We start from the raw sequence: 17981 nt of genomic DNA, 5'->3' as shown, positions 1-17981 counted from the left end.
TGCAACTGCGGATGCACAACCGCTGGCGACGCCGCGGCGCATGCGTCGCCGCGGCCGGTTCGCCGCCCCGCTTATTTTTCCTGCAGCGCGACGTTGCTCAGGCCGCTGCGGCGCGTGGTCGCGATCGCCGTGGTGAACGCCTGGTAGTCGGCGTCCTCGCTCACCCTGACGTTGACGACCGTGTCCGGCGCGGTGCGTGCGGTCTGCGCCAACACTGCGGCCAGAGCGTCGCGCGTCAGCACGGCGCCGTCGAGGATGAAGCGGCCCTCGCCCTGCACCAGCAACTCGAGCTGCGGCGGTTTTTCAGTCTGTGGCCGAGGCGACGCCTGCGGCAATCGCATCTCGATCGAGCGCGTGGCCATCGGCGCGGCCACCATGAAGATGATCAGCAGCACCAGCATGACGTCGACCAACGGCGTGATGTTCATTTCCGCCATCGCCCGCGGCTGCGTCGTTCCACGGGAATCGTGCGCGAATACCGAAGTTGCCATGGACCCCTCCTGAGCTCACGTTGGGAACCGCTGCACGGTGTTCGCACCGGCGGCGGGTTGCGCCGGTGAACACCGAAGACCCGGAATCCACGCTACGCCCCGGTTCGCAACGTTGGCAAGGGCGCCGCGGGGTTAACCGGCGCGTCGGCTTCATGGCGCAGGCCGGCGCCGCGTACCCGCCACACACGAACCACCAGAATCGCGCGCATAAAAAAACGCCGCCCGGAGGCGGCGTTTTCACGACTTGTTGCGGTAAGCGATGAAGCGTTTGCCAGGCTTACTGCGGCTGGACGAAGCCGATCTTCTGCATGTCGGCGTTCTTCGCGTGGGCCAGGACCTTGGCGAGGATGCCGTAATCGGCATCCGGGTTCACATCGATTTCGAGCAGCGGCTGGTTGGTGGGGTCCTTGGCGACCTCATTGACCATCTGCTGCTGCAGCACGCGGACGTCGACCGGCGAATCGTTCCAGAAGATGGTGCCGCTGGCGTCGATGCGCAGGCTGATCGGCGGCGGCGGGGTCTTCGGATTCTTCGGCGGATTCAACGTGCGCTGCGGCAGGTTGACGTCGATCGGGTAGGACAGGATCGGCGCGGTGACCATGAAGATGATCAGCAACACCAGCATCACGTCGACGAGCGGCGTGACGTTGATGTCGGCCATCGGACCGCCGCCGGAACCACTTGCAAATGCCATGACTTGTTTCTCCGGTTAGCGGTTACTGGCCCGAGCGATCCTTGATCGCCACGAAACCGACCTTGCGCATGCCCTGCTGCTGGGCGACCTGCACGACTTCCTGCACCAGCTTGTACTTGGCGGTCTTGTCGCCACGCACGTTGACCTGCGGCTGCGGGGTCTTCTGCGCCTCGACCGAGAAACGGCTCTCGATCACGCTCTTGGTGACCGGTTCGTCGTTCCAGTACAGGGCGCCGCTTTCCTCCACCGCGATGGTGATCGGCGTGGCGCGCGGACCGCTGGGGTCCTCGCGCTTGTCCAGGTTCGCTTCCGGCAGATCGACCTTGACCTTATGCGTCATCAGCGGCGCGGTGATCATGAAGATGATGAGCAGCACCAGCATCACGTCGACAAGCGGCGTGACGTTGATTTCCGCCATCGGCTTGCCACCACCACTATCTGAACTGAAAGCCATGTTCGAACTCCGGAGCGACTACTGAACGGACCTGTGGGACGTGGATCAGCGCTTGCCGACTTCGCCGACGCGCGAGCCGGTGGCGAAGAAGTCGTGCAGGTCGTGCGCGAAGGTGTCGAACTTGTTGTTCGTCACGCGATTCAGGCGGGTGAAGAAGTTGTACGCAAGCACGGCCGGGATCGCGACGAACAGACCGATCGCGGTCATGATCAGCGCTTCACCCACCGGACCGGCGACGGCGTCGATCGAGGCGTTGCCCGAGGCGCCGATGCGGATCAGCGCGCCGTAGATGCCCCACACGGTGCCGAGCAGGCCGACGAACGGCGCGGTCGAACCGACGGTGGCGAGCACGGTCAGGCCGGACTCCAGGCGCGAGGATTCGCGGGTCACGCCCTGGCGCAGGGCGCGGTCAACGAACTCGGAGCGGTTCAGCGACTCGACCAGGCGCGAACCTTCGTGGCGCTGGTGGTGCGCGGCGGCCTGGGCGGCGTCGAGGGCGATCTTCGAGAACGGTTCGAAGCGCGGCTGCTCTTCCATGAAGCGGATGGCGTCCTGCGCGTTCGGGGTTTCCCAGAACGTGCTGATCACGCGGTCGGAGGTGCCCTTCAGGCGCACGTTCTTGATGAAGTTGGTGACGATCCAGTAGATCGAGAGCACCGACATCAGGGTGAGGGTCAGCAACACCGCCCAGGAGACGGCGAAGTGGCCCGGGTTGGAGAGCATTTCCTGCAGCAGATTGCCGAAGCCCATCTGCGACAGAGCGGCGGCGTTGGAGCCGCCGGTTTGAGCCGCAGCAGCGGCGGTGGTTTCCTGCAACATGACGCTTACCTTTTAGTCGTGGAAGGTGGAATTGCTAATTACAACAGTCACCCCGGCGCCAAGGCCGGGGGGTGGAACTTAGAGATTGAAGACGACCGGCACGCGCACGGTGCTAGGCACGGCCTGGCCATTTTCCTTGGCCGGGTTGAAGCGCCACTTCTTCTTCTTCGGCGCGTCCTGGGCGGCGCGGTCGAGGTCGCGGTTGCGGCTGGACTTCTCGACGCGGACGTTGAGGACATTACCCTGCGCGTCGATGTCGACCAGGATCACCACCGTACCGGTGATGCCCGAGCGGACCGCGGCGGCCGGGTAGTCCGGCGGGTTCATGCGCTGCGACGACGGGTCGATCGAACCGGCGATCGTTTCCGACGGACGCGGCGGGGCCGGCGGCGACGGCGGCACCGGCGGCAGGTCCACCGGGCTCGGGTCATCGACCTCGATCGGCGGCTGTTCCGGCGGCGGCGGCAACGGCGTCGGCTGCGGCGGCGACAGCTGACGGATCGGCTGCGGCTTGGGCTCTTCCGGCGGCGGCGGCGGCGGCGGCGGGGGCGGCGGCGGCGGACGCACGATGTTCACGATCGTGGTCTCTTCTTTCGCCTTTTCCGCCGGCGGCGGGGCCAACGGGGCCAGCAGCAACAGCAGGGCGCCCACGTGGACAGCCAGCGCCATGCTGATGCCCGTGATGCGCGCCCAGTTGAGACCTTCGGGCTGGTCGTCGTCGTGGGTATGGATTTCGAGGGCTTGCGTCATTCGCCGTAGCTCGGGAAGTTATTCCGGACGCCAGGGCGCCGCGGGCGATGTTCGATTCCGGATTCCCGCGCTCGCATCGGCAAGATCGCAGGAACCTCCTAGCATATACCAATTACCGCCCGGGCTTCCAAGCGTGAATCGGGGTTTTTGTGCTGCGTGGCGCTTATTTTGACGGCAGCGCCAGGATCTTCTTGGCGTCATCCGGCTTCTTCAGCCCCTTGGCGATGGCCTGCTTGGCGGCTTCCTTCGCCTCGGGGACACGCTCTTCCTGCCACAGCAGCCGGGCCAGGTTGAGGTAGGTCTCGCCATCGTCGTCCAGCGGCGCGGCCTTCTTGTAGGCATCGATCGCGGGGATCGGCTGCTCCGAGAAATAGTAGGACTGCGCGAGGGCGAGATACACCTGGTGGTCGGGCTTGAGGATGCCCTTGTCCAGGCCTTCCTTGATCACTTCCGCCGCCTGCTTCTCCTTGCCATCCAGGTTGAGGTAGGTGGAGTAGAGCTGGCGGTAGTCGCGGTCGTCGGTGAGCTGGCCGGCGGCGCGCAGCTTCTCCAGCGTGGCGGCGGCCTTGTCGTACTTGTCCGCCTGCAGGTAGACCGCGGCCAGGTTCATCTGCGCGCGCTTGTCGGCCGGGCTCTTGGCGGCGACCTTCTCGGCCATCGCGATGGCCTGGTCACCCTGGCCGCTCTCGGCGTAGGCCGCCATCAGCAGCTGCTGCCAGTCGGCGCGCGGATCCGGGCTGGCGTCCACGGCCTGCTTCAGCACCGCCGCGGCTTCCGGGTACTTCTCCATGCGGTACAGCGCGTTGCCCTTGATGACCAGGTGCTCGGGGTTGGTGCTCTTGCTTTCGTTGAGGAAGCGGTCGATCGAGACCAGGCCTTCGGCGTACTTGTCGTCCTGCAACTGCAGCTGCGCCTTCATCAGCATCGCGTTGTAGTGGCCGTTGTTGTCCAGGCCATCGAAGGCGAGGGCCTTGTCGAGGTAGGCGACCGCGGCGTTGCTGTCGTCGGCTTCGTACGCGATCTGCGCGGCAATCTGCGCGGCGAAGGCGCGATCGTAGGCATTGAAGGATTCGTTGGCGATGATTTCGTCGGCGGCCGCGCGGGCTTCCGCCGGCTTCTCGCTGTCGTACAGCTTCATCATCTTCTGCAGCTTCGGCCCGGCCTTGGCAGACGCCTTGGTGCCCGGTTCCTTGCGCGTTGCATTGGGGTAGGCGACTTCCTTCTTGTCACTCTTGCCGCTCTTGGCGGCGCGGGCGGCTTCGCGATCGGCGCGGCGCTGCTCGGCGGCGCTCTGCGCGTGGACCTGCGAGACGGCACCAAACGCCAGCACAGCAGCCACGGCGGCAGCCAGTACGGTGCGGTGGGTAGAAATGGAAGTCATTGCAGTCACCTATGTTGCAGCCCGGAGCGGGGAAGGGTCGGGCCAGGGGGCCGCCACGCTAACAGAAACGGCCGGTCCGGCGATATGGGGTTTTGTGCGCAGTCGGCGACGCCGTTTATCCACACTTGGGCGTATGGCCGCTGGCGCGCGCCTGTTCGAATACCGGCACCAGGCTGGCCGCGCGGCTGTTGAGTTCGCGGATGCGGGTTTCCGGATTGGGGTGGGTCGACAGCCACTCCGGCGAACGGCCGCCGCTGGCCGCGATCATGTTCTGCCACAGGTTCACCGCCTGGCGCGGGTCGAAGCCGGCGCGCGCCATCAGCTGCTGGCCGACCACGTCCGCTTCGGATTCCTGTTCGCGCGAATTCGGCAGCAGGAAGCCGGCCTGCGCCGCGATGCCGCCGCCCTGCACGACGGCATTGCCCACGCCCTGGCCGTAGCGCGCGCCGGCGAGTGCGCCGGCCACCTGCAGCAAGCCCTGCGTGCCCATCTGCTTGGTGATGCGTTCGTTGTGGTGGTGCGAATACACGTGGCCAACCTCGTGCGCGATCACCGTCGCGAGCTGGTCCTGGTTCTTGGCGACGGTGAAGATGCCGGTGTTGACGCCGACCTTGCCGCCGGGCAGGGCGAATGCGTTCGGCGAGTTGTCGACGAACACCGCGGTTTCCCAGCCGATGTTCTGCCAGTCCGGCGGCAGCTGCGCGACCACGCGCTGCACCACGCAGCGCACGTAGGCGGACTGGCGCGCGTCGGTGCTCTGCGGCGTCTTCGCCTTGGTTTCGGCGAAGGCCTGCGCGCCCAGCTGCGCCAGCTGTTCTTCGGACACGCCGCCCACGACCTGCCGGCGCCCGGTCGGTGACGTGGTGGTCGCGCAGCCGGCGAGCAGGGTGGTGATGGCGGCAACGAGCAGCAGGCGCTTCATCGGCGGATTCCTGAATGGGTGCATCGCTTGTAGTCCGCGGGGGATTAACGCTTCGTCAATTGCGCGAACCGACGCGCGGCGCGCAGGGGCGCGTGCGGGCGGCACAGGGCAGCGGATGACCACCGCTGCCCGTTCGCGCTTACACGTCGAGGTTGGCGACCTTCAGCGCGTTTTCCTCGATGAACTCGCGGCGCGGTTCGACCACGTCGCCCATCAGCGTGGAGAAGATCTGGTCGGCGGCGACCGCGTCCTCGATCCGCACCTGCAGCAGGCGCCGCGTGTCCGGGTTGACCGTGGTGTCCCACAGCTGCTCGGGGTTCATTTCGCCCAGGCCCTTGAAGCGCTGGATCTGCCGGCCCTTCTTGGCTTCTTCCATCAGCCAGGCCTGTGCGTCGGCGAAGCGGTGCACCGGCTGTTCGCGGTTGCCGCGCAGGATCTTCGCGCCGTCGCGGACCAAGCCGTGCAGCAACGCCGCCGCTTCGCGCACCGCGCGCAGTTCGCCGCCTTCGAACGCGGCCATCGGCAGCACCTGGGTGTGTTCGACACCCATGTGGGTGCGGTGCATGAGCAGGGCGGCCTGGCGCGCATCCGTGGCGTGCTCCTGACGGCCGTGGTGCAGTTCGAGGCGGTAGCGCGGCTTGCCCAGGCCGGTGCGGTTGAGGCGCGCCTGCAGAGCGTCGAGTTCGTGGCGTTCGTCGGTGTTGCTGGCGAGCGTGGCAGCGTCGAGCGGGGTGAAATCGATCAGCGCTTCCAGCACGCTGGGATCGTAGCGGTGCGCATTGCGCGCGATCGCTTCGCGCGCGCTCGCATAGGCGAGCAGCAGCTTCTCCAGCGCGCCGCCGGTGATCGGCGGTTCGCCGTCGGCCGGCACCAGCGAGGCGCCTTCGACGGCGTTGCCGGCGAGGTAGGCATCGAGCGCCGCGTCGTCCTTCAGGTACAGCTCGTTCTTGCCCTGCTTGATCTTGTACAGCGGCGGCAGGCCGATGTAGATGTGGCCGCGCTCGAGCAGCTCCGGCATCTGCCGGTAGAAGAACGTCAGCAGCAGCGTGCGGATGTGCGAGCCGTCGACGTCGGCGTCGGTCATCAGGATGATGCGGTGGTAGCGCAGCTTGTCCGGGTTGTACTCGTCCTTGCCGATGCCGGTGCCCAGCGCGGTGATCAGCGTGCCGACTTCCGCAGAACCCAGCATGCGGTCGAAGCGGGCGCGCTCGACGTTGAGGATCTTGCCCTTGAGCGGCAGGATCGCCTGGGTCTTGCGGTTGCGACCCTGCTTGGCCGAGCCACCCGCCGAGTCACCCTCGACGATGAACAGTTCCGACTTGGCCGGATCCTTCTCCTGGCAGTCGGCCAGCTTGCCGGGCAGGCCGGCGATATCCAGCGCGCCCTTGCGGCGAGTCAGGTCGCGGGCCTTGCGCGCGGCTTCGCGCGCACGGGCCGCATCGACGATCTTGCCGGCGATGGCGCGGGCCTCGTTGGGGTGTTCCTGGAGGAACTCCTCCAAACGTGCACCGAACGTGCTTTCAACTACCGGCTTCACGTCGGAACTGACCAGTTTTTCCTTGGTCTGCGACGAGAACGAGGGGTCCGGCACCTTCACCGACAGCACCGCGATCAGGCCTTCGCGCATGTCGTCGCCGGTGAAGCTGATCTTGGCCTGCTTGGCGATGCCGTTCTGTTCGATGTAATTCGACAGGGTGCGGGTCAGCGCGGCGCGGAAGCCGGCGAGGTGGGTGCCGCCGTCCTTCTGCGGGATGTTGTTAGTGAAGCAGAACATCGTTTCCTGGTAGGCGTCGGTCCACTGCAGGGCGACGTCCACGGTGATGCCATTCTGCTCGCCGCTCACCGCGATCACGTTCGGGTGCAGCGGGGTCTTGAGCTGGGCCAGGTGCTCGACGAAAGAGCGGATGCCACCTTCGTACTGGAAGACGTCCTTCTTGCCTTCGCCGCGCTCGTCGATGAGGGTGATCTTGACGCCGGAATTCAGGAACGACAGCTCGCGCAGGCGCTTGGCCAGGATGTCGTAGTGGAATTCGACGTCGGTGAAGATCTCGACCGAGGGCTTGAAGCGGAGCAGGGTGCCGCGCTTGCCCGAGTCCTCCAGGCGCTTGAGCGGGTAGATCGGCTCGCCCAGGGCGTATTCCTGCTTGTAGTGGCCGCCGTCGCGCCAGATCTCCAGCCACAGGTGTTCGGACAGCGCATTGACCACCGAGACACCGACGCCGTGCAGGCCGCCGGAAACCTTGTAGCTGTTGTCGTCGAACTTGCCGCCGGCGTGCAGCACGGTGAGGATCACCTCGGCCGCGGAGACGCCTTCTTCCTTGTGGATGTCGACCGGGATGCCGCGACCGTTGTCCGAGACCGAGCAGGAGCCGTCGTCGTGCAGGGTGACGATCACCTCGTTGGCGTGGCCGGCGAGGGCCTCGTCGATCGAGTTGTCGACGACCTCGAACACCATGTGGTGCAGGCCGGTGCCGTCGTGCACGTCGCCGATGTACATGCCCGGGCGCTTGCGCACGGCTTCCAGGCCACGGAGGACCGTGATCTTGCTGGAGTCGTAGGTCTGGGAGGGTTCGACCGGGATCGCGTCTTGCGCGGGTTCGTGCTCAACGTGCTCGTTATGCATCGGGATCGTCATGGGGTGCAGCAGGCTCCGGCGACGCGATCGGCCCGGAGGGCCGGGAACCGCGTCGATACACTTTAGCTATACGTGCTTGAAGTATAGCCGGGGCAGGGCAGGCACGGGGCCCTGCGGGGCGGGCCTCAGGGAACGGCCGGTCCGGCCGTGTCGCCGGCCTCGACCGTGCCGTGTTTCACGTGGAACACGTGCATCGGACCGGCATCCCACCCCGTCAGGGCGGGGGGCGCTTCCGTGCCGGTCACGAACACCTGCGCGCCGCTGGCCAAGAGGCGTTCGAGCACCCGGCGCTGGTGGCTGCGGTCGAGCTCGGAGGCCAGGTCGTCCAGGGCCACCACTGGCCACTCGCCCCGTTGCGCCGCGTAATGCTCGGCCTGGGCCAGCAGGGCCGCCAGCGCCGTCAGCTTGGCTTGGCCGCGGGACAAGGCCTCGCGTCCGGGCAGGCCGGCGAACGCCAGGGCCCAGTCGGCGCGGTGCGGGCCGGCGGAGGTGTGGCCGCTGGCCAGGTCGCGGTCGCGATTGAGCAACAGGGCATCGGCCAGCGACATCTCGTCGCGGCGCCAACCCGGGGCGTAGCGTAGCGAGCCCAGCCCGACCCCGGGGACCAGATCGGCCAGCAGGGCGGTGTAGTGGGGCGCGAGCGCGTCCAGGTAGGCCTCGCGCGCCCGAGTCAGCGGCTCACCCGCTTCGGCCAGTTCGTGATCCCAGGCATCCAGCTGTCCACCCGACGCACGGGACTTGAGCAGGGCATTGCGCTGGCGCAGGGCGCGGGAGTAGCGGCGCCACAGACCGAGGAAGTCCTGTTCCACGTGGAACAAACCCCAGTCGAGGAAGCGCCGGCGCGGTTCGCCGCCACCGCTGACCAGGATGTGGCTGCCCGGATCGAAGCTGACCACCGCCAAGGCCGCGCACAGCTCGCCGAGATGGGCCACGGCATTGCCGTCCAGGCGCCCGCTCCAGCCCTGACCGCTGTGGCGCAGGCCGGCCTTGCGCAGGCGCGGGGCCGCGGCCGGTGCATCCGCACGGCCGGCATCGACCCGGCCCGGTCCGGCGGGGACCCGCTCCTGCCACTGCACGAACACTTCGAGCGCCGGATGCCCCGCCCGCACCAGGCCATCGCGCACCCGGCCGCGGAAACTGCGCCCGTAGGCCATCAGGTGCAGGCCCTCGAGGACGCTGGTCTTGCCGGCGCCGTTGTCGCCGGTGATCAGGTTGAGCCCGGAACCGGGGGCAAGGGTGACCTCGTCGAAACGGCGAAGCTGGCGGAGGTCCAGGCGGGTGACATGCATCGGCTAACTCTACCGTGGGGGGCGGGCGCGCCAGCGCGGACCGCCAGAAAGCAAAACGCCCGGCCAAGCCGGGCGTTCCACGTGAAACATAACGAACCGGTCAGAGCCGCAGCGGCATCACCACGTGGCGGGAGCGTTCGTTGCCGGCTTCGCGCACCAGGGCCGAGGAGTTGGCATCGCGCAGGGCGATCACCACCGTCTCGTCGCGCAGGGCGGTCAGGGCGTCGAGCAGGTAGTTCACGTTGAAGCCCACGGCGAGGTCGCCGACCTTGGTCTCGGCCTCCACTTCTTCCTGCGCTTCTTCCTGTTCCGGGTTGTGGGCACTGATCTTCAGCTGGCCGGGCGAGACCTCGATGCGCACGCCGCGGTACTTCTCGTTCGACAGGATCGCGGCGCGTTGCAGCGAGGCACGCAGTACTTCCCGGTCGATCTTCACTTCCTTGTCGGCGCCGATCGGGATGACCGCCTCGTAGTCCGGGAAGCGGCCGTCGATGAGCTTGCTGGTGAAGGTGACGTCGTCGCGCTTGACCCGCAGGTGGCTGCGGCCCATTTCCAGCTCCAGCTCGCGCTCGCCGCCTTCGAGCAGGCGCTGCAGCTCGGTCACGCCCTTGCGCGGCACGATGATCTGGCGCTTGGTACTGGCACCGGCTGCCAGCGGCGCTTCGCACAGCGCCAGGCGGTGGCCGTCGGTGGCCACGCAACGCAGGCTGCTTTCGCGCAGGTCGAACAGCAGGCCGTTGAGGTAGTAGCGGACGTCCTGCTGGGCCATGGCGAACGCGGTGCGCTCGATCAGTTCCTTCAGGCTGGCCTCGGCGACCCGGACGCGTTCGGTGGCTTCCACCTCGTCGATCGAGGGGAAATCGTTGGCGGGCAGCGACGACAGGGTGAAGCGCGAGCGGCCGGCCTGCACGGTGATCTTCTCGGCCGATTGCGACACGGTGACCTTGGAGCCGTCGGGCAGGGCGCGGACGATCTCGAACAGCTTGCGCGCCGGGATCGTGGTCTCGCCATCCTGCGCGTCGTCGACGGCGATGCGCGAGACCATCTCGACTTCCAGGTCGGTGCCGGTCAGCGAGAGCTGTCCGCCGGTGACCTGGACCAGCAGGTTGGCGAGGACCGGCAGGGTCTGCCGGCGCTCAACGACATTGACGACTTGCGCCAATGGCTTCAGGAACACTTCGCGTTGCAGGCTGAAACGCATTCGAGGCCGCTCCCCAGTACCAAAACAAAAGTAGTGAATAAATCAAAAGCATGGTGATGATGGAGCCGCGAAAAACTGCGGAAAACCACTTCAAGCAATTGATCTACAAGGAAAATTCAAATGTAAAAGTGTTGTGGAAAGTCCCGCTGAGCCGGGGCACAAGTTGTGGACAACTTTTACCGGCCGGGCCGGAACTCGGGTTGTCCACAGCTTGCGCCCAGTGGATCCGCACTGGCCTGTGGGCAACCTGCCCATCCACCGTTTGTCCACAGGGTCATGCACCGGCGCACGGCGCGCCCGTACGGACGGACGCGCGTTTACCCACAAGATCGACGCAGGTGTGAACGATACCGCGGCCGCGCGCCTTGCGCAGGGGGCCAGCCGAAAATATTGCGCTCGATCGCGGCCCGGCCACTAGGGCTGGGTGTGATTGGCGTGGTGGATGGCGGAATTTCCTGCCGACGCCGCCATGCGGCCCCGGCCTGGAGCGCGGCTTACTCGCTGAGCTTGCGGATCAGCTTGTCCCAGTCCTCGCGCAGCTTGCCGTCGGCGTCCATCAGCGTGCGGATCTGCCGGCAGGCGTGCAGCACGGTGGTGTGGTCGCGACCGGCGAAGGCGTCGCCGATCTCGGGCAGCGAGTGCTCGGTGAGTTCCTTGGCCAACGCCATCGCCACCTGGCGCGGGCGCGCCAGCGAGCGCGTGCGGCGCTTGCTGAGCAGGTCCTTGATCTGCAGGCCGTAGTAATCGGCCACGACCTTCTGGATGTTGGGAATGCCGATCGCCTGCTGCTGTGCGCGCAACAGGTCGCGCAGGGTTTCCTGCGCGAACTCGGTGGTGATGGTGCGGCCGGTGAAGTTGGCGCGCGCGGCGAGCGTGTTGAGCGCGCCTTCCAGGTCGCGCACGTTGCTGCGCATCTTCTTCGCGAGCAGGAACGCGACGTCCTCGGGGATGTGCGCGCCGCGCTCGCGTGCCTTGGCCAGCACGATCTGCGCGCGCGTCTCGAAGTCGGGCGGATCGATCGCCACCGACAGGCCCCAGCCCAGGCGCGACTTCAGGCGCGGCTCGAGGCCATCGACTTCGCGCGGGAAGCGGTCGCAGGTCAGGATGATCTGCTGCTTGCCGTCGATCAGCGCGTTGAAGGTGTGGAAGAACTCTTCCTGGGTGCGGTCCTTGCCGGCGAAGAACTGGATGTCGTCGATCAGCAGCGCGTCGACCTGCTGGAACTGGCGCTTGAACGCCGCCATGCCGTTGGTCTTGTCCTGCAGCGCCTTCATCAGCGAGGCGAGGAACTGCTCGCTGCGCAGGTACAGCACCTTCATGTTCGGATTGGCCGCGCGCATGGCGTTGCCGGCGGCGAACATCAGGTGGGTCTTGCCCAAGCCGGTGCCGCCGTACAGCAGCAGCGGGTTGTGCGCGCGGTCGCCCGGGCGCGCAGCGGCCTGCAACGCGGCGGCGCGGCCGAGCTGGTTGCTGCGGCCTTCGACGAAGTTGTCGAAGGTGTAGTGGGCGTCCAGGTTGCCGTCGAAGGGTTCGCTGCGGGCCGGTTCGGCGCCGCCGCGGACCGGGATCGCTTCGGCCGGCGTGAGCGGGGCCGAAACGCGCGGCAGCGCGCCGATTTCCAGCTGCACCTCGTCGCTGCCGGCGAAGTAGCCCAGCAGTTCACGGATGCGGGCGAGGTAGCGCTCGCGCACGTGTTCGACCACGAAGGCGTTGGGCGCGTACAGCACGGTGACGTCGTCGCGGCGCGTGGCCTGCAGCGGCTTGAGCCAGGTGTGGACGTCTTCGACCGGGTATTCGGCTTCCAGGCGTTCGAGGCAACGGGGCCAGGCTTCCATCGGGGTGGGACTACTCGCTATCCGGCGGCCCGGGGGCCGCGGCGAAAAAAGGGGCTCGGCGCGATGCGAAGATCGCGCCGGACAGGGTGCGGGAGGCGGCCAGCCTATCACCGCACCGGGGCGCGGAACAGGACTTGTCCACAGGCTCCGCACCGGTTCCACATGGCGCAATCGCCCGTTGCAACGGGGTCGCCGCCGCTTGTCCACCGTGTTCGATCGGTCGCCGGGCTGGCGGCCGCGGACACCCCGGCCCAGGGGTGGGCTTGCTTCGGGTCCGGGTCGCCGCTAGAATCCGCGGTCTTTTCCGTCGTTTACGCCGAGCCGACCATGGCCACCAAGCGCACCTACCAGCCCAGCAACCTCAAGCGCAAGCGCGACCACGGCTTCCGTGCCCGCATGGCGACCGCCGATGGCCGCAAGATCCTTGCCCGTCGTCGTGCCAAGGGTCGCAAGCGTCTTTGCGCCTAAGCGCAAGCCGCTGCACCCGCTTCTAGCAAGCGCGCCCACGGCCGTCCACGCCATCGCGGCGGCCGCATGAATCCGGTTACCTCCCGCTTCCCGCGCACCGCGCGGGTGCGTGCGCGCGCGGATTTCGATCGCATCTTCGAGCACGGTCGCCGCCAGGCCACGCCGCGGCTGGCCGTGCATTGGCACGCCACCGACACGCCCGCACGCCTCGGCCTGGCCGTATCGCGCAAGGTCGATCCGCGTGCGGTGGGCCGCAATCGCATCAAGCGCAGCCTGCGCGACGTGTTCCGGCGCCATCGCACCGCGTTGGCCGCGGGCGACTACGTCGTCGTCGCGCGAGCGACCGCGCGCGCCGCCACGCACGAACAGCTCGAACGCCATTTCCTCGACCTGCTGCGACGCCTCGGCGCGCTGCCGGTCGTTGCGTTGCCGCTGACACCCGCGCCCGGCACAATGCCGCCCGCGCCGGACGCGCTTGCGCCCAGTGCGCCAGCCACCGGTGCCGGGCTTGCGTCGAACGGGCCCGACCCCACCTCCCCCTGACTGTGTCGACCCTTCGCGTCGGCCGAGCCTGCCTGCTCCCATGAACCAGACCCGCCTTTTCCTGATCTTCGCCTGGCTGATGGTGGCGACCCTGCTGTGGATGGAGTGGGGCAAGGAGAAGGCCGCGCCGGCCGCCACGACCGTCGCCCCGACGATGTCGATCGCCTCGACGGTGCCCGGCAACGTGCCGGCGGTGCCGACCGCCGCCGCCGCCCCGGTGGCGCCCGGCACGACGATTTCCACTGCCACCCGTCAACGCGGCGTGCCGGTCACGGTCGTCACCGACGTGCTGCGCGTGAACATGGACGGCGGCGTGCTGCACCAGGCCGACCTGTTGCGTTACCCGAGCCTGGCCGCCGCCAACAGCGCGCCGGTGCGCCTGCTGGCCGACGACGGCAACAACTTCTTCGTCGCGCAGAGCGGCTGGGTGAGCAGCGCCGGTGCCGCGCCGAGCCACGAAGCCGGCTTCCAGCCCGAAGGCGGCGCGCGCAGCTTCCAGCTCGCCGACGGCCAGCGCGAACTGGTGGTGCCGTTCGTGTGGAACGGCGCGAACGGCGTGTCGATCCGCCGCACCTACACCTTCCAGCGCGGCAGCTACGTCGTGCAGGTGCGCGACGAAGTGCGCAACGCCGGCACCGCGCCGTGGCAGGGCTACGTGTACCGCCAGCTGAGCCGCGTGCCGCGCGCGCTCGTCAGCAAGGGCCCGATGAACGCGGAGAGCTACAGCTTCCAGGGCGCGGCGTGGTTCGACGGCGCCTACGACAAGCGCAAGTACGACAAGTTCGTCGAGGACGGCTCGCTCGACAAGTCGGTCACCGGCGGCTGGATCGGCATGCTCCAGCACCATTTCTTCGCTGCGTGGATCCCGCAGGCGAACGACGCCAGCACCTTCACCCTTGCCGCGCCGCAGGCCAACGGCACCACGCAGTACCTGATCCGCGAACTCGGCCCCGGCGTCAACGTCGCCCCGGGTGGCCAGGCCGAAACCTCGGCGCGCCTGTGGGTCGGTCCCAAGCTGGTCAAGCAGATCGAAGCGCAGCAGGTGAAGGGCCTCGACCGCGCGGTCGACTTCTCCTCGTTCGGCTGGGCCGCCACGCTCGCCGGCTGGCTGTTCTGGGTGCTCGACAAGCTGCACGGCCTGCTGCGCAACTGGGGCTGGGCGATCGTCGGCCTGGTCGTGCTGCTCAAGGCCGCGATGTATCCGCTGTCGGCCGCGCAGTACAAGTCGATGGCGAAGATGCGCAAGTTCCAGCCCCGCATCAAGCAGCTGCAGGAGCGCTACGGCGACGACAAGCAGAAGATGCAGATGGCGATGATGGAGCTGTACAAGAAGGAGAAGATCAACCCGGTCGGCGGCTGCCTGCCGATCCTGCTGCAGATGCCGGTGTTCCTGTGCCTTTACTGGATGCTGTCGGAGTCGGTCGAGCTGCGCCACGCGCCGTGGATCGGCTGGATCACCGACCTCACCGCGCGCGATCCGTACTTCATCCTGCCGGCGATCAACCTCGGCGTGATGTTCCTCACCCAGAAGATGACGCCGCCGGCGCCGGGCATGGACCCGATGCAGCAGAAGATGATGCAGTGGATGCCGGTGGTGTTCGGCGTGCTGTTCGCCTTCATGCCCGCCGGCCTGGTGCTGTACTGGATCACCAACGGCAGCCTCGGCCTGCTGCAGCAGTGGTGGATGACCAAGCGCTACGCCGAGGAACCGGCCAAGCCCGCGACGGCCTGATCCATCGCTCGCCGTACTGCACGAAGCCCGCCGTAAGGCGGGCTTTTTTCATCCGTTGCTTGCTTCGAAGGTCGGCTCAGCATGGTCCCGAACACTGGGAGAAACCAATGCACCACCGCCACCTTCGCCTTACCAGCTATTCTTGCGATCCGAACAGTCTGCGATCACCAAAGCGCGAATGGCCGCAAAAGAAACCATCGCCGCTATTGCCAGTGGGCCCGGCGCCGGTGGCGTTGGCGTCGTGCGTCTGTCCGGTCTGCGCGCACGAGAAATCGCTGAAGCCATCTGTGGACGACGATTGATGGTCCGCCACGCCCACTACGCCCGCTTCACCACGCCACACGGCGAGACCATCGACGATGGCATCGCGCTGTACTTCAAGGCCCCGGCCAGCTACACCGGCGAAGACGTGGTCGAGCTGCAGGCGCACGGCAGCCCGGTGGTGCTCGAACAACTCGTGCAGCGCTGCGTCGAACTCGGCGCGCGCCGCGCGCGCCCAGGGGAATTCAGCGAGCGCGCCTTCCTCAACGGCAAGCTCGACCTCGCCCAGGCCGAAGCGGTCGCCGACCTCATCGCCGCGGCCGACGCGAATGCCGCGCGTGCGGCGCGGCGCGCGCTCGAAGGCGAGTTCTCGCGCCGCGTCGATGCGCTGGCCGCCGACATGCTGGCGATCCGCGTGCACGTCGAAGCGGCGATCGATTTCGCCGACGAACCGATCGATACGCTGGGCGGCGCGCAGCTGCGCGCGCGTTTCGCCGCCGCGTCACAGGCCCTGGACGATCTGCTGCACGCCGCCGAACGCGGCCGCCGCCTGCGCGACGGCCTGCACGCGGTGATCGTCGGTCCGCCCAACGCCGGCAAGAGTTCGCTGCTCAACGCACTCGCCGGCAGCGAGCGCGCCATCGTCACCGACATCGCCGGCACCACCCGCGACCTGCTGCAGGAAGTGGTGCGCATCGACGGCGTCGAGCTCACCCTGGTCGACACCGCCGGCCTGCGCGAGGGCGGCGACGCGATCGAACGCGAAGGCATGCGCCGCGCACGCGACGAACTGGCGCGCGCCGACCTTGCCATCGTCGTGCTCGATGCGCGCGAGGTGGACGCCGGGCGCGCCGCCGTGGCCGACGCGATCGCCGGCGTGCCGCAGCAGCTGTGGATCCACAACAAGGCCGACCTGCTGCCGTCGTTGCCGGCTCCGCAGGCCGGGCATTTGCATGTGTCCGCGCACGCGGGCACCGGACTCGAGGCCCTGCACGCGCGCCTGCGCGCCCTGGCCGCAGGCGGAGCGGGGGCGGGCGAGGGCACGTTCACCGCCCGGGCCCGCCACGTCGATGCCCTGAACCAGGCGCGCGGCGAACTCGCGCTGGCCCGCGAACAGCTCGCCGCCGAGGCCCTCGACCTCGCCGCGGAATCGCTGCGCTTCGCGCACGAGGCCCTCGGCAAGATCACCGGCCAGGTCCGCGCGGATGACCTTTTAGGTCACATTTTTTCCAGCTTTTGCATCGGAAAGTGAAACGACGTCGCAAATCTCGCCGGGGTCGGCGACCGTCGCAAACATGAACCTGTTTCACGCTTGACAAAGGATGCGGCGCGGGTGTCACTTGCAGCGTGCGCACTCGATCGCCGCACTCCAGGGGACCTTCAAAACCATGATTTCCAACCATTCCGAGGCCCGGTCCGTGCGCCGGCCCGCCACGCTTCAGTTCATTGCCGTGCTCACCCTCGGCCTCGCCCTCGCCGCGTGCGGCAAGGACCAGCCGGCCGAACCGGCCGCCGACGCCACCGCGGCCGCCACCGCGCCGGCCCCGACGCCGGCCACCGCCGTCTCCTCGCAGGTCGCGGCGATGACGCCGGAGCAGCTGCGCGAAGCGGCGAGCAAGGCCTATGCCGAGAACCGCCTGTACGCACCGGCCGGCGACAACGCCGTCGAGTACTACCTGGCCCTGCGCGACAAGACCCAGGGCGACGCCGCCGTCGCCAGCGCGCTGACCGACCTGCTGCCGATGACCGTCATCGCCATCGAGCAGAGCGTGAACCGCGACGACTTCAGCGAAGCCAAGCGCCTGTCCGCACTGCTCGAGAAGGCCGATGCCCAGCACCCGGCGCTGGCCCGCCTGAAGGCGAGCATCGCCGCGCAGGAAGCCACCGCCGCCCAGCGCGCCCAGGCCCTGACCGCCGAGGAAGAAGCCAAGCGCCAGAAGGAAATCGAAGACAAGCGCCTGGCCGACCAGAAGAAGCAGCAGGACGACGCCGCGAAGAAGCTCGCCGCCACCCAGCAGGCCAATGACAAGGCCGCTGCCGACCGGGCCGCCGCCGACAAGGCCGCTGCCGACAAGGCGGCCGCCGACAAGGCCGCTGCGGACAAGGCCGTGGCCGACCGCCGCGCCGCCGAACAGCGCAACGCCAGCGCTGCGTCGGCCGCGCCGGCCGCCTCGGACCTGCGCCCGATCTCGATGCCGGCGCCGAAGTTCCCGGCCGAAGCCTTGCGAGCCGGCCAATCCGGTTCGGTCCTGGTCGAGTACACCGTCGGCACCGACGGCACCGTCACCGCCGCACGCGTCGTGCGTTCCAACCCGGCCCGCGTGTTCGACCGCGAAGCCGTCAACGCCGTGCGCAAGTGGCGCTTCCAGCCGGTGGCTTCGCCGGTCACCACGCGTCGCGAGATCAGCTTCAACCCACAGGGGTGAGCGAGCGCCGTTAGCCGCCGCCCTATCGGCGGTGGCTGCGCTCGCGAACGCCCGGCGCGCTGCGCCGGGCCGGGGCTGAC

The 17981-nt window shown here is 68.0% G+C and carries 16 protein-coding genes; 5 read left to right on the top strand and 11 right to left on the bottom strand.

Going from position 1 to position 17981, the window contains the following annotated elements:
- Positions 1-71 precede the first annotated feature (71 nt).
- The 11 genes from H8B22_RS07295 to dnaA form a co-directional block, all read right to left on the bottom strand.
- Complete coding sequence (locus H8B22_RS07295; protein ID WP_187713424.1) at positions 72-491, bottom strand: ExbD/TolR family protein; 420 nt, start codon at positions 489-491, stop codon at positions 72-74.
- Between the two features lie 277 nt (positions 492-768).
- Positions 769-1185: an ExbD/TolR family protein gene (locus tag H8B22_RS07290; protein WP_187713423.1), complete on the bottom strand. Its 417-nt coding sequence runs from the start codon at positions 1183-1185 to the stop codon at positions 769-771.
- A 22-nt stretch (positions 1186-1207) separates the two neighbouring features.
- Complete coding sequence (locus H8B22_RS07285; protein ID WP_187713422.1) at positions 1208-1639, bottom strand: ExbD/TolR family protein; 432 nt, start codon at positions 1637-1639, stop codon at positions 1208-1210.
- Positions 1640-1684: 45 nt separating this feature from the next.
- Positions 1685-2458 carry a MotA/TolQ/ExbB proton channel family protein gene (locus H8B22_RS07280; protein ID WP_187713421.1) on the bottom strand — a complete coding sequence of 258 codons (774 nt, stop codon included), beginning with the start codon at positions 2456-2458 and terminating at the stop codon, positions 1685-1687.
- Positions 2459-2536: 78 nt separating this feature from the next.
- Positions 2537-3208 carry an energy transducer TonB gene (locus tag H8B22_RS07275; RefSeq protein ID WP_187713420.1) on the bottom strand — a complete coding sequence of 224 codons (672 nt, stop codon included), beginning with the start codon at positions 3206-3208 and terminating at the stop codon, positions 2537-2539.
- 163 nt (positions 3209-3371) lie between these two features.
- Positions 3372-4589: a tetratricopeptide repeat protein gene (locus tag H8B22_RS07270; RefSeq protein WP_187713419.1), complete on the bottom strand. Its 1218-nt coding sequence runs from the start codon at positions 4587-4589 to the stop codon at positions 3372-3374.
- A gap of 115 nt (positions 4590-4704) precedes the next feature.
- On the bottom strand, positions 4705-5511 hold the full coding sequence (locus tag H8B22_RS07265; RefSeq protein ID WP_187713418.1) for a M48 family metallopeptidase: 807 nt from the start codon (positions 5509-5511) through the stop codon (positions 4705-4707).
- Positions 5512-5650: 139 nt separating this feature from the next.
- Entirely contained in the window at positions 5651-8134 is a 2484-nt protein-coding gene (gene gyrB, locus H8B22_RS07260; RefSeq protein WP_187713417.1) for a DNA topoisomerase (ATP-hydrolyzing) subunit B, read from the bottom strand.
- 137 nt (positions 8135-8271) lie between these two features.
- Entirely contained in the window at positions 8272-9435 is a 1164-nt protein-coding gene (recF, locus tag H8B22_RS07255; protein ID WP_187713416.1) for a DNA replication/repair protein RecF, read from the bottom strand.
- A gap of 100 nt (positions 9436-9535) precedes the next feature.
- Positions 9536-10636, bottom strand: coding sequence for a DNA polymerase III subunit beta (dnaN, locus tag H8B22_RS07250; RefSeq protein WP_187713415.1), 1101 nt, complete (start codon positions 10634-10636; stop codon positions 9536-9538).
- Positions 10637-11130: 494 nt separating this feature from the next.
- On the bottom strand, positions 11131-12471 hold the full coding sequence (gene dnaA / locus H8B22_RS07245; protein WP_187713414.1) for a chromosomal replication initiator protein DnaA: 1341 nt from the start codon (positions 12469-12471) through the stop codon (positions 11131-11133).
- A 327-nt stretch (positions 12472-12798) separates the two neighbouring features.
- On the opposite strand from dnaA, the gene rpmH reads away from it, so the two are divergent.
- The 5 genes from rpmH to H8B22_RS07220 all read left to right on the top strand — a co-directional run bounded on the left by rpmH (position 12799) and on the right by H8B22_RS07220 (position 17901).
- Entirely contained in the window at positions 12799-12939 is a 141-nt protein-coding gene (gene rpmH, locus H8B22_RS07240) for a 50S ribosomal protein L34 (protein ID WP_031374044.1), read from the top strand.
- A 66-nt stretch (positions 12940-13005) separates the two neighbouring features.
- A complete protein-coding gene (gene rnpA / locus H8B22_RS07235; protein ID WP_187713413.1) occupies positions 13006-13482 on the top strand; it encodes a ribonuclease P protein component in 477 nt (158 codons plus the stop codon).
- Positions 13483-13522: 40 nt separating this feature from the next.
- Positions 13523-15214: a membrane protein insertase YidC gene (yidC, locus tag H8B22_RS07230; protein ID WP_187713412.1), complete on the top strand. Its 1692-nt coding sequence runs from the start codon at positions 13523-13525 to the stop codon at positions 15212-15214.
- Positions 15215-15392: 178 nt separating this feature from the next.
- The gene (gene mnmE / locus H8B22_RS07225) at positions 15393-16727 is read left to right on the top strand and encodes a tRNA uridine-5-carboxymethylaminomethyl(34) synthesis GTPase MnmE (RefSeq protein WP_187713411.1); all 1335 of its coding nucleotides are present in this window, start codon (positions 15393-15395) and stop codon (positions 16725-16727) included.
- Positions 16728-16863: 136 nt separating this feature from the next.
- Positions 16864-17901 carry an energy transducer TonB gene (locus H8B22_RS07220; protein WP_187713410.1) on the top strand — a complete coding sequence of 346 codons (1038 nt, stop codon included), beginning with the start codon at positions 16864-16866 and terminating at the stop codon, positions 17899-17901.
- Positions 17902-17981: the final 80 nt, after the last annotated feature.

Origin of the sequence: Lysobacter terrestris, from assembly GCF_014489475.1 — a bacterium.
Classification (GTDB): domain Bacteria; phylum Pseudomonadota; class Gammaproteobacteria; order Xanthomonadales; family Xanthomonadaceae; genus Agrilutibacter; species Agrilutibacter terrestris.
Note: the sequence above shows the minus strand (reverse complement) of the source record. Positions and strands in the feature narration are given on the sequence as shown.

Coding starts and splice junctions, on each gene's coding strand:
- H8B22_RS07295 (WP_187713424.1), bottom strand. CDS start 491: ATGGCAACTTCGGTATTCGCGCACGATTCCCGTGGAACGACGCAGCCG.
- H8B22_RS07290 (WP_187713423.1), bottom strand. CDS start 1,185: ATGGCATTTGCAAGTGGTTCCGGCGGCGGTCCGATGGCCGACATCAAC.
- H8B22_RS07285 (WP_187713422.1), bottom strand. CDS start 1,639: ATGGCTTTCAGTTCAGATAGTGGTGGTGGCAAGCCGATGGCGGAAATC.
- H8B22_RS07280 (WP_187713421.1), bottom strand. CDS start 2,458: ATGTTGCAGGAAACCACCGCCGCTGCTGCGGCTCAAACCGGCGGCTCC.
- H8B22_RS07275 (WP_187713420.1), bottom strand. CDS start 3,208: ATGACGCAAGCCCTCGAAATCCATACCCACGACGACGACCAGCCCGAA.
- H8B22_RS07270 (WP_187713419.1), bottom strand. CDS start 4,589: ATGACTTCCATTTCTACCCACCGCACCGTACTGGCTGCCGCCGTGGCT.
- H8B22_RS07265 (WP_187713418.1), bottom strand. CDS start 5,511: ATGAAGCGCCTGCTGCTCGTTGCCGCCATCACCACCCTGCTCGCCGGC.
- gyrB (WP_187713417.1), bottom strand. CDS start 8,134: ATGCATAACGAGCACGTTGAGCACGAACCCGCGCAAGACGCGATCCCG.
- recF (WP_187713416.1), bottom strand. CDS start 9,435: ATGCATGTCACCCGCCTGGACCTCCGCCAGCTTCGCCGTTTCGACGAG.
- dnaN (WP_187713415.1), bottom strand. CDS start 10,636: ATGCGTTTCAGCCTGCAACGCGAAGTGTTCCTGAAGCCATTGGCGCAA.
- dnaA (WP_187713414.1), bottom strand. CDS start 12,471: ATGGAAGCCTGGCCCCGTTGCCTCGAACGCCTGGAAGCCGAATACCCG.
- rpmH (WP_031374044.1), top strand. CDS start 12,799: ATGGCCACCAAGCGCACCTACCAGCCCAGCAACCTCAAGCGCAAGCGC.
- rnpA (WP_187713413.1), top strand. CDS start 13,006: ATGAATCCGGTTACCTCCCGCTTCCCGCGCACCGCGCGGGTGCGTGCG.
- yidC (WP_187713412.1), top strand. CDS start 13,523: ATGAACCAGACCCGCCTTTTCCTGATCTTCGCCTGGCTGATGGTGGCG.
- mnmE (WP_187713411.1), top strand. CDS start 15,393: ATGGCCGCAAAAGAAACCATCGCCGCTATTGCCAGTGGGCCCGGCGCC.
- H8B22_RS07220 (WP_187713410.1), top strand. CDS start 16,864: ATGATTTCCAACCATTCCGAGGCCCGGTCCGTGCGCCGGCCCGCCACG.